General features: G+C 66.9%; 6 protein-coding genes and 2 pseudogenes. 7 read left to right on the top strand and 1 reads right to left on the bottom strand.

Annotated elements, in window-relative coordinates; genetic code table 11:
* From IPJ95_20100 to IPJ95_20070, 7 genes and pseudogenes are all read left to right on the top strand, one after another.
* Positions 1-117 (top strand): hypothetical protein (locus IPJ95_20100; protein ID MBK7925908.1); only part of this gene is annotated, 117 nt, incomplete at its 5' end.
* The gene (locus tag IPJ95_20095) at positions 114-695 is read left to right on the top strand and encodes a hypothetical protein (GenBank protein MBK7925907.1); all 582 of its coding nucleotides are present in this window, start codon (positions 114-116) and stop codon (positions 693-695) included. The genes IPJ95_20100 and IPJ95_20095, both read left to right, overlap by 4 nt.
* 1812 nt (positions 696-2507) lie before the next feature.
* A pseudogene (locus tag IPJ95_20090) lies at positions 2508-3243 on the top strand (RHS repeat-associated core domain-containing protein).
* A gap of 1006 nt (positions 3244-4249) precedes the next feature.
* A pseudogene (locus tag IPJ95_20085) lies at positions 4250-4420 on the top strand (RHS repeat protein).
* 3 nt (positions 4421-4423) lie between these two features.
* Positions 4424-5536, top strand: a complete 1113-nt coding sequence (locus IPJ95_20080) for an RHS repeat-associated core domain-containing protein (protein MBK7925906.1) — start codon at positions 4424-4426, stop codon at positions 5534-5536.
* A 660-nt stretch (positions 5537-6196) separates the two neighbouring features.
* The gene (locus tag IPJ95_20075) at positions 6197-6727 is read left to right on the top strand and encodes a hypothetical protein (protein ID MBK7925905.1); all 531 of its coding nucleotides are present in this window, start codon (positions 6197-6199) and stop codon (positions 6725-6727) included.
* 53 nt (positions 6728-6780) lie between these two features.
* A complete protein-coding gene (locus IPJ95_20070; protein ID MBK7925904.1) occupies positions 6781-8613 on the top strand; it encodes a hypothetical protein in 1833 nt (610 codons plus the stop codon).
* A 513-nt stretch (positions 8614-9126) separates the two neighbouring features.
* Here IPJ95_20070 and IPJ95_20065 read toward each other — a convergent pair.
* Positions 9127-10068 carry a hypothetical protein gene (locus tag IPJ95_20065; GenBank protein MBK7925903.1) on the bottom strand — a complete coding sequence of 314 codons (942 nt, stop codon included), beginning with the start codon at positions 10066-10068 and terminating at the stop codon, positions 9127-9129.
* Between the last annotated feature and the right edge of the window lie 170 nt (positions 10069-10238).

Here is a 10238-nt window from a genome sequence, read left to right as displayed (position 1 = left end):
CTTCGCCTACGACTCAACGGCAACCGCACCAGCCTCACCACCGCCCTGGGGACGGTGAGCAACAGCTACGACGCCCAGGACCGGCTCACCGGAGCGCCACCAGCGGCGGGGTGGTGACGCTCTACGCCTACCGGCTCGAACGGGGAACTCAGACCAAGACCGACTCCGCCACCGGCGCCCAGACCCGCTACCAGTACGACGCCCTGGGCAACCTCCTCCGGAAGGTGGTACTGCCGACCGGCGACAGCGTCGAGTACCGGATCGACGGCCAGAACCGCCGCGTCGGGCGGAAGCTGAACGGGGTGGTGACCCACCGCTGGCTGTACCAGAACCAGCTCAACCCCATCGCGGAACTCCGACAGCGCCGGCGCGCCCGTGAGCCGGTTCGTGTCCGGCAGCCGGGCCAACGTGCCGGACTACCTGGTCCGGGGCGGAGCGGTGTATCGTCTGGTGACCGACCATCTGGGGAGCGTCCGGGCGGTGGTGGACACCGCCACCGGCGCGGTGGCGCAGTGGACCACCTACGATGCCTGGGGGAATGTCCTCGCCGACAGCGGGGCGGGCTTCCAGCCGTTCGGGTTCGCGGGCGGGCTCACCGGACGCGGCGACGGGGTTGGTGCGGTTCGGGGCGCGGGACTATGATCCCGCGGTGGGGCGTGGACGGCGAAGGATCCGGTCGGGTTCTCAGGTGGTGAATCGGGGACATATGCTCTATTCGGCGAATGACCCAGTGGATCTTCAGGATCCATCGGGTGCGGTTGTCCCGATTGTACTTGTTGGGATGGTGGCCGCGTTCATCGCGATCGACATCGCCTGGCAACAGTTCAGGAATGGCTACCAGCTCGCCTGCCTGAACCTGGGGGAGGCTGCCCTTGCTGGGGCGGCGTTGGGCCTCGGGGCCGGGTGCTCGGCGCCAGCTGCAACGGCGTCGAGCCAGCCGACCGTGTCCGTTGGAGCCGCTGGTGGTACACAACTACCCGCTTCGATTAGGCCAATGCGGGCCACGTGTTCCGTAACGCGAGCGGGCACGTCAATCCAACGACCGTGTCCTCAATGCAGCGGTATGCCAGGTCTCTTCGAGCGCGTCGCAGGCGATCCCGCGAACGCCAATCCCGGTCTCCTTGCAGCCCCTGCGCTTCGCGCCGGTGTCAGGATTCAGTCAGGCATTTCGCAGCGGGCAAGTTTGGGTCGAGGTTGGGTCCAAGCGGGAATGATCCGAAATGCAGGTGTTAACCTCCCAGGAGCATTCAGGTGACGCTCAGTGCGGCGCGTGCGTTCGATCGTCAAGATGCGCCCGTCCAAGCCATCGCGGCCCTACGAAAACGCCATCGCGGCGGGCGAGTATGATCTCGCCGTCCTGCTGGATCTCGTGGCGCTCTACTTCACTGTGCTGGACCCCGGCTATGCGGCGGCGAAGGGGTGTCAGGACCCCCTCCGCGACGGTGGCTTCCCGCGGTTGCAGGAGCTTCTCCGGGCTTGCGCAGGCCAGTATGGCAGACGCGAGGGAAGTCGAGTTCTGGCATTTGTTCTCGAGGGAGCGTGTTCTGGCTCAGGAGATAAGAACCGTCTCAGTATCTGGCTCTCATCCGCGAGGATTTCCTATGGCCGTGCCTTCCGCTCCGTAAAGGGGCGGGGGGCGCGATGGGTTGACGAGATGACGCGACTGATCCGCGATGCCGATAAGCGCGACTGCTCGCGGCAGACTGCTATAGCTACCTGCCATTGCGGGAATTTCCACCCAGGCGCGAGTGACAGGCTCATGCCTGTAGTGTTCCCACCAAGGGCCGGGAGGCCCGGCCTCACCCGACCGTTCGCCCACTGCTTCGCGGCCTTCTGGTGGAACGTGAAGGGGGGCGCACGCAGCTGGGCTCCCTGCAATAGGGGCCCCACTGGAGCCATCGTCTCGCGGTAGATGCCGGACAGGGTGGGCCCCGGTCAGGCCTGGAATGGACCAGCCCGATAAGGGCGGGTTGCTCCAATCGGGGGGCTGCTGACCAGCGGCAGCCCGGTGCCTGTGCCCCGCACCGACTCCCTCCAGCTCGGCACAGGCACCAACTGCAGGAGCTGCGGCCGGCTCATCGCGCTGATCGCCAAGAAGGCTCGCAGGTTACTCTACTCCGACAGTGCGAAAGCATGGACGGCGGGCCGTGATGGCGCCCTAGAGGTGTCTCATGGAATGGAGCCCGCACCTTCGTCCTTTTCCATTCATCGGTCACGGTGCGAATCGGGCGCCCTGCTCTCTTGACATCCCCTGTCGCGGCTAACACCCTCCCGCGCAATCAGGTCGTGGCACTCCTTGCACAGTGGCTTGCCACCTGTGCCTTCGCGCAAATTCTCCCGTTCAATGTTGTTGCCAGTGTTGCAGTTGCTGCAGACATGGTGGTGCTCTGCTTGACCGAGTGCCACGGGTTCTTCCGCATCGGTAGGCCCTTCTTGGAGGTTGATCGCGTTCCTCAGACGACAACTAGGGTGCGTGGGCACCGGCGAAAGCGCCACTAGGGCGAACCCTGGCCGCGTCGGCAGTCTCATCAATAGGGCGCCCGCCGCCCTTCAGGCGGGGCGGTGTATCGTCTGGTGACCGACCACCTGGGAGCGTCCGGGCGGTGGTGGACACCGCCATCGGCGCGGTGGTGCAGTGGGCCAGCTACGACGCCTGGGGCAACGTCCTCGCGGACAGCGGGGCGGGGTTCCAGCCGTTCGGGTTCGCGGGCGGGCTCACGGACGGCGCGACGGGCTTCGGTGCGGTTCGGGGCGCGGGATTACGATCCGACCATAGGGCGGTGGACGGCGAAGGATCCGGTTGGGTTCGCCGGGGTTATGGTTCCGCTCTATTCGTATGTCGGATCCAGCCCAGTTGGACGGACAGACATCACCGGGGGCTCTGCATCTGGGATGGATGCCTTGTCGAGTTCATTGGGCTTTCAGTCGCGGCAGCAGCTGCAATCCAAGCTGGATTCCGAAGCGCTCTGCGGCGGCGACCCTACGCGGGGACAATCGCTGGGGCAAAGACTGGTTTGGCACTATCAACGATCGCTGCCTCTGGCGTTCTCGGTGCTGGTGCGCCCTGCCGCTGGCCCTTGGTCCCAGCGTGTCTGCCGATCACATTGTCCTGGGTCTCGCGGAGCATGGCCTTGCAGACGTGGCGGCTTGGTTGGCGGTCGGAGATTGGGTGCCAGAGTTCATTCCAGAGTTGCAGCGAGCATTGCTGAATCCCGCTGCCTCGGGATTACCGCTGAGCGTTGAAGGGATGTCGGGGAGGGACCATCCACATGACCAGGTCATGGGGGCGGCGTGGGGCCTGTCTCAATCCGGCCGATTCACCGACTTTGAAATGGGAATGCTCTATCAGGCCGGTAAGGCTATCACAGGTCACATTCGTGAACCGTGGTGGACAGGTGCTCCTCAATCCCTTTGCGCCGTGAACCGGCTGCCCAACCAACTACGGGATAGGGACCCGCTGCGCCACGGCCGCTCAGGAGCATACCAATGACGGGCGGCTCGTGGGACATTGCTTCAAGTCATGAGTGGGGTGCCCGCCTGAAGTGGGATCGCCCATTCCAAGTGTGGTCCTATTCGGTAAGTCACCGGCTGCTATTGCTTAGAGCACAGCATCTGAAAAGCCGGCCAGGTCGATGTACTATTCGAGGATGTCCGTGCGTTAGCGCTACCAACCAGCCTCCTTGGTCTGGAGATTGAGTTGAGTCGATTGCAAGAGTCTCGTCTCCGGGCCTTGGTGTGCGGAAGCGGTCAAGGGCTTCCCCGTCCGCGCCGGAGACGCTGAAGGCTACGTCATCCGCCCGTCAAGTGCGATCTCGCGCGGGGGAGCGGGGGTACTTCATCGCAGCCCTCATGCCGAATACGCACGCGCCTCTGAAGGGCGGCACACGTTGCGAGGCTTGGACCGCCCGCGGAAGTGTCCTCCCCTCCCTTGGGTACGGGCCGCGAGCGTGGGGCGGTTGGTGCTGCGCCGCCGGTCGCCCGCGCGGTCGTCCTGGTTGCGCTCCCTCCCTGCTACTACGGTTGGTGCTGCCGTTGTTGGCGCCCTGACGAGGGACGCTCTTCCTCGAGCGCGCAGGAGCGCGTTGGCGTCCTTTGGTGGGTCACGTCGGAGGGGCAGTGGGAGTGGGCGGTGGAGAAGGTAGACTCACTCCTTGTCCATGGCGCGCCAGGGCACAAGTACCTGACCGACGAGGGGGTCGACGACGCGCTGATAGAACTCTCGTTCGGTGACAATCCGCTCGGGTGACTCATTCGCCGCGCTGCCCCGGCTGGACCCCGCGACTCGCTCGACGGAACGCTGCACCAGGCCTTCGCCTACGACTCCAACGGCAACCGCACCAGCCTGACCACCGCCCTGGGCACGGTCAGCTCCAGCTACGACGCCCAGGACCGCCTCACCCGGAGCGCCACCAGCGGCGGGGTGGTGACGCTCTACGCCTACGGCTCGAACGGGGAACTCCAGACCAAGACCGACTCCGCCACCGGCGCCCCGACCCGCTACCAGTACGACGCCCTGGGCAACCTCCTCACGGTGGTACTGCCGACCGGCGACAGCGTCGAGTACCTGATCGACGGCCAGAACCGCCGCGTCGGGCGGAAGCTCAACGGGGCGGTGACCCACCGCTGGCTGTACCAGAACCAGCTCAACCCCATCGCGGAGCTCGACAGCGCCGGCGCGCTGGTGAGCCGCTTCGTCTACGGCAGCCGGGCCAACGTGCCGGACTACCTGGTCCGGGGCGGGGCGGTGTATCGTCTGGTGACCGACCATTTGGGGAGCGTCCGGGCGGTGGTGGACACCGCCACCGGCGCGGTGGCGCAGTGGACCGCCTACGACGCCTGGGGCAACGTCCTCGCGGACAGTGGGGCGGGCTTCCAGCCGTTCGGGTTCGCGGGCGGGCTCACGGACAGTGCGACGGGGTTGGTGCGGTTCGGGGCGCGGGACTATGATCCCGCGGTGGGGCGGTGGACGGCGAAGGATCCGATTGGTCTGCTTCCCCCGGACCTCGCCCTGTACGCGCATGTTGGCGGTGACCCGGTGAACCGGATTGACCCGACCGGTTTGTCGTGGTTCCTCCCGCGAGATGGTGAAGCCGCTCTCAACTACTACCGCTCGGTCTTTTGTGATCCATCGGCCTCGGGTCTGCAGCGCGCGGCGGCGTTGGGCGGAGGGCTATTCGCGGCGCTGTGGACGCCGGATACGTGGTGGAAGACCAGCCTTGCCCTTGGTGGTGGGTGGGTTGCCGGTGAGCTTAGCGCGGCCAGATCGGCCACGTCATTCTTCGAGGGCACCAGCTACTCACCCGAGGTCCTGGCAAAGAACCTCAGGGACCCCATCCAACATGGCTTCAGCGAGAGCGTGCATGCGTTTGAGTCAGCCGGTCGGGTATCAACGTTCATTGGAGGTGATGGCGCCGCCTACACGAGCCTGGAAATCCCCGGTGGACTCCGTGTGGGTGGACGGGCGATAGAGGGAGTGTTCCAGTTCTACAAGGATTTCAATGGGGTCATCACCCACCGCTATTTCAACCCCTTCTGAGAGGGTCGGCACCGTGGTCCGGCAACTGTGGGCGTTTCCCAAGAGCTTCGACGCCGCACCAGCCTCACTTCCCAGCGGTGCGGTCGACGAGCCAAGGTACTACTTCCCTGGCGGGTCCAGTGCGACCGGGCACGATGGGATGATCGTGCGCGTCTCGCCGGTCGGCGGTAGGTCCTGGCTTGGCGTGTTCGCGTTCGGATCACCAACCGGAGATGCCTTGGACTTGGTGGCCAGTACCCCTCATCTGCACAGGCTATTGGTTGTGTCCAAGGGATTGGCGGTCGCTGTTCGCACTGACATGCCCCGCGACTGGTTCGAGGTTCCCATCTCCCCGGTTTGTGAGGTCCTCCCTGCTCCGGAGCAGAAAGTCCTTGTGTTGACAGGGTACACCCAACTGGCTGGATTGGGCGAGCAGGGGATACGTTGGGTCAGCGAACGAGTCTCAATCGACGGAATCCGCATCTTGGGCATCCGAGGGAACCACCTCGCCGGTGAGGCTTCCGATCCTACTGGTGGGACCGTCGTACCGTTCTCCGTCGACCTGGCTACTGGCAGGCACCAGGGTGGCTCGGGTGGGCGGTATCAGTAGGGCATGGATTGGGGTACCTGACATCACGTAGGCATCGCCCCATCCGCAGCATCCGATTAGGACGAGAGCAAATGGCCGGGACTACCGAGTTGGACAGGATACTGGAGACGCTCACGACGCTCGGCGCAAGGGACCTCCGCGGCGCCACGGGGAGGCGGGCCGCGGAAGGGGCGATCCATTCTCTTTTGGAAGTGGTGAATGGGCGCGATGACATCCTTCGCGAGAAAGTCAGGAGTCGCATGAACGCTAACATGTCGGCGTTGTTGCTCTGGTTCGCCAAAGAGCGGGCTGCCAGAGCCATAGGATTGCGGTCGTCGGAGGAATTGCAGCAAGGTTTCGCTGCCCTTGCCCTGGAGGACTTCAGTCAAGATCTGCGGGATAGTCTCACGCCACTCGCGCTGTTGTGTCACGCGGCTGCGCGGCTCGACGTGGATCCAGTCTCGGCATTGCGCTCCATAGAGCATTTGGCCTCCCCGGCGGCGGCCCGCCAGATAGTGGCATTCATCAATCGGCCAGCTGAGTTAAGGAGGATCGAGGCATTTGACTACAAAGAAGGTGATGGTTCTCAGCCCTTCGAGTTCGTCCCGTCACGATCGGACTAGCGACGTCTCGCAGGGGAGACAGGGACAGCATCGTCCGGCCCGACTCCATCGCCGTGCGCTTCGGCTACGACACCGCCGGGCGGCCGAGCACCGTGCAGTTCGACCGCGGGACGCTCGGGTTCAGCTACAGCGCCGCCAGCGGCAACCTGACCCGGATCACCGCGCCGGGGAACGACACGCTCAAGTTTGCCTATGACGGCAGCCTCCCCACCAAGGTGACCTGGGCCGGCCCGCTCCGGGACAGCGTCCAGGTGGCCTACGACAGCGCCTTCCGGGTCAAGACCCAGACGGTCCACGGCACGAGCACCGTGAGCTTCAGCTACGACCGCGACGGGCTGCTGGTGGCGGCGGGGGCGCTCCGCCTGGGCCGCAGTGGCACCCATGGCCTGTTGCTGGCCGATACCCTGGGCCCCGTCCGGGGGAGCTACAGCTACACCAGTCGCGGGGAGCTGGCCGGCCTCCACCAGGCCCGGAGCGGCACCACCCTCCTCGGCACCGGTTACGTGCGGGACAGCCTGGGCCGGATCACCCAGCTCACCGACTCGGCCCGGGAGGCCGGGGGCACGCTCCAGGTGCGGCGCTGGAGCTACGTCTATGACGGGGTGGGCCGCCTGCTCCGCGACTCGCTCGACGGGGCGCTGCACCAGGCCTTCGCCTACGACTCCAACGGCAACCGCACCAGCCTCACCACCGCCCTGGGGACGGTCAGCTCCAGCTACGACGCCCAGGACCGGCTCACCCGGAGCGCCACCAGCGGCGGGGTGGTCACCCTCTACGCCTACGGCTCGAACGGGGAACTCCAGACCAAGACCGACTCGGCCAGCGGCGCCCAGACCCGCTACCAGTACGACGCGCTGGGCAACCTCCTCAAGGTGGTGCTGCCGACCGGCGACAGCGTCGAGTACCTGATCGACGGCCAGAACCGGCGGGTGGGCCGGAAGTGGAACGGCGCGGTCACCCACCGCTGGCTGTACCAGAACCAGCTCAACCCCATCGCGGAGCTCGACAGCACCGGCGCCATGGTGAGCCGCTTCGTCTACGGCAGCCGGGGCAACGTGCCGGACTACCTGGTCCGGGGCGGGGCGGTGTATCGTCTGGTGACCGACCATTTGGGGAGCGTCCGGGCGGTGGTGGACACCGCCACCGGCGCGGTGGCGCAGTGGACCACCTACGATGCCTGGGGGAATGTCCTCGCCGACAGCGGGGCGGGCTTCCAGCCGTTCGGGTTCGCGGGCGGGCTCACGGACGCGGCGACGGGGTTGGTGCGGTTCGGGGCGCGGGACTATGATCCGGCAGCGGGGCGGTGGACGGCGAAGGATCCGGTGGGGTTCCTTGCCGGCGGAACAAACCTTGTCGCGTATGCCGCACAAGATCCCATCGATCTCCTCGATCCCTCGGGCACCGAGTGGCAGTTCTCTGGCGGCAGCTCCGGGCTTATCGGCGGGCTTGCGCTGATTCCTGGGCCATTTGTCGGGGGCGGCGTCACCGGCGGGTTTACCTCGTCGGGCCAGTTGTTCGTCACCTTCACAGCGTCAGCTTCATATGGTGGTGGAGCGTTCGCTGGTGTAGGTGCAACAGGGGGCCTCTCCAGCTCAAGCGGTGACCTGCCCGTTGGAATCAGTGAGGCGAGCGCGGTCGTTGCTCAAGCAAACGCTGGGCTTGGGTGGAGCGGGGGCATTGCCGCCACTCGTGATGAGAATGGTGACTATGGGCTGGGCTCCGGGGTATTTCCGAGGTTTGGGGCGGGAATCGGGGTGCAGGCATCGATTGGAGTACAGAAGGCCACCACGATTGCCTCACCGCCAATTTTCAGGGTCCTGCGCGATCTGTGGAGGCGGTTCTTCGGACGCCGCCCCACGATTATTGGTGGGCTCTGTCTCACCTAACTCGCGGTCAGTCGCGTTGTCGGTTGTTGCCAACGCTGGGAGGAATAGGTATGCGTGTGCTAGGCCGTCCGCTTCCCGACCCCCGTTCCGCAGGCATGATGAGTGGGGCCTTCTATGCTCTCAGTACGGTCATTGCAGCGCTGGTCGGAGTCGGTGGCTATTTCCTCGGCTGTGAGTTGCTACTACTGGCCTCCGCCCCGTTTGTGTTGTGCGGTGTCTTGGGAACCTGGATCTGGATTGGCGCCTCGTTGTACAGGTGGCTTATGAAGACGGCGCACAGGCCGTTCCGGGGATCGAGACGTCCAAAGGAGTGACCCATTGCTCGATGGAGGCGTCGCCCACAGGGGCTGGTGACCTTTCCCCCGTTTCAGGGCCGCTCAGGATCGGAGCCTCGGAGCTGAGGGCGGACCTCCCCGAACTAGGACCACTAGGAAGCGCAGACCGGCAAGCGGTTCGGGCCTGGGATGTCGTGCCCCCCATGCAGCGCGGCGGCCGGCGCTGGTCCGGCACCCGCTAGTCCTCCCGCACCTCCGCGCCCGCCGGCGCCACCGCCACTGGGCGCGCGGGTGGGGTCGGCACCGCCACCGCCGGCTGCCCCCCGGTGACCCGCCCGGCACGGGTGGCCGGAAGCGCGGCCGCCGCCGCGCGGAGCGCCTGCCAGTCCTTCCCATGGAGCATCCGGCGCCACCAGGCGGGGCGCGGCTCGATCCCCTGCAGCGTCGCGCTCGCCGGGCCCCGCGCCGGGTGGACCGCCACCACCAGGGCAAACGCGCGCCGCCCCACCAGGCGACCAAGCCCCGCGGCGTGCCGGGCCAGGAACTCCGCCGCGGCGATGGTGCCGGCGTCGCCCAGGCCGGTGACCAGCAGGTAGCTCCGCCGCACCCCGGTCCGCTCTCCCTTGTAGATCAGCCCGAAGTCGAGTCCCTCCCGCGCCTCGAACACCGTGCCCGACCCCAGCAGCCGCACCGATGCCGATGGACGGACGCTGGCCAGCCGCGGGGCGCAGCCATCAAGGACCTGGTAGGCGAGGTGGTGCGGTCCCACGATGATCCCGTGCTCACCCCACGCCGGACGGCCCGGCTCACCAGCCTCGAGGGTGGGCACCACGCGGGGACAGGCCGCGGCCAGGAGGCGCAGCAGCGTCGTCGCCGCCTGCACGTCGGCCGCCGCATGCACCCCATCCACCCGCGCCCACTTGTGGACGGTCAGCCCCCCCGCGGGATGGCGCGGGTCCTCCGGGGCCCGGCTGTAATACTCGTGGCCCGGCACGAACAGCCCCCGCAGGTAGATCGCGAGCCGCCCGTCGGCGCCCGCCAGCGGATGCAGCAGCGCCCGCACCGATCGGTGCGCCAGCCGCGCCCGGGCCACCCCCGCCAGGAGGGCCAGGGCCAGGCCGGCGACGATGCCGGCCACGAGCATCCAGGGGATGGAACCGTCCGCCAGGAGCACGTGCATGACCGCCATGGATGGGGGACAGGCGCAGGGATCTCCGCAATAGAGCGCCCGGGACCGCCCGCCGCGCGGTCACCCGTCACAGCGCGCCCTCCGCGACTGCCGCGGCGGCCGTGCCACACTCGCCCGCGCCGGCCCGGTGCGCCGCCGCAATCGCTTGTGCCGCCCGGCGT

Source organism: Gemmatimonadota bacterium (assembly GCA_016713785.1).
Lineage (GTDB): Bacteria > Gemmatimonadota > Gemmatimonadetes > Gemmatimonadales > GWC2-71-9 > JADJOM01.
The sequence above is the reverse complement of the archived record's forward strand: the minus strand, read 5'-3'. Positions and strand labels throughout refer to the sequence as shown.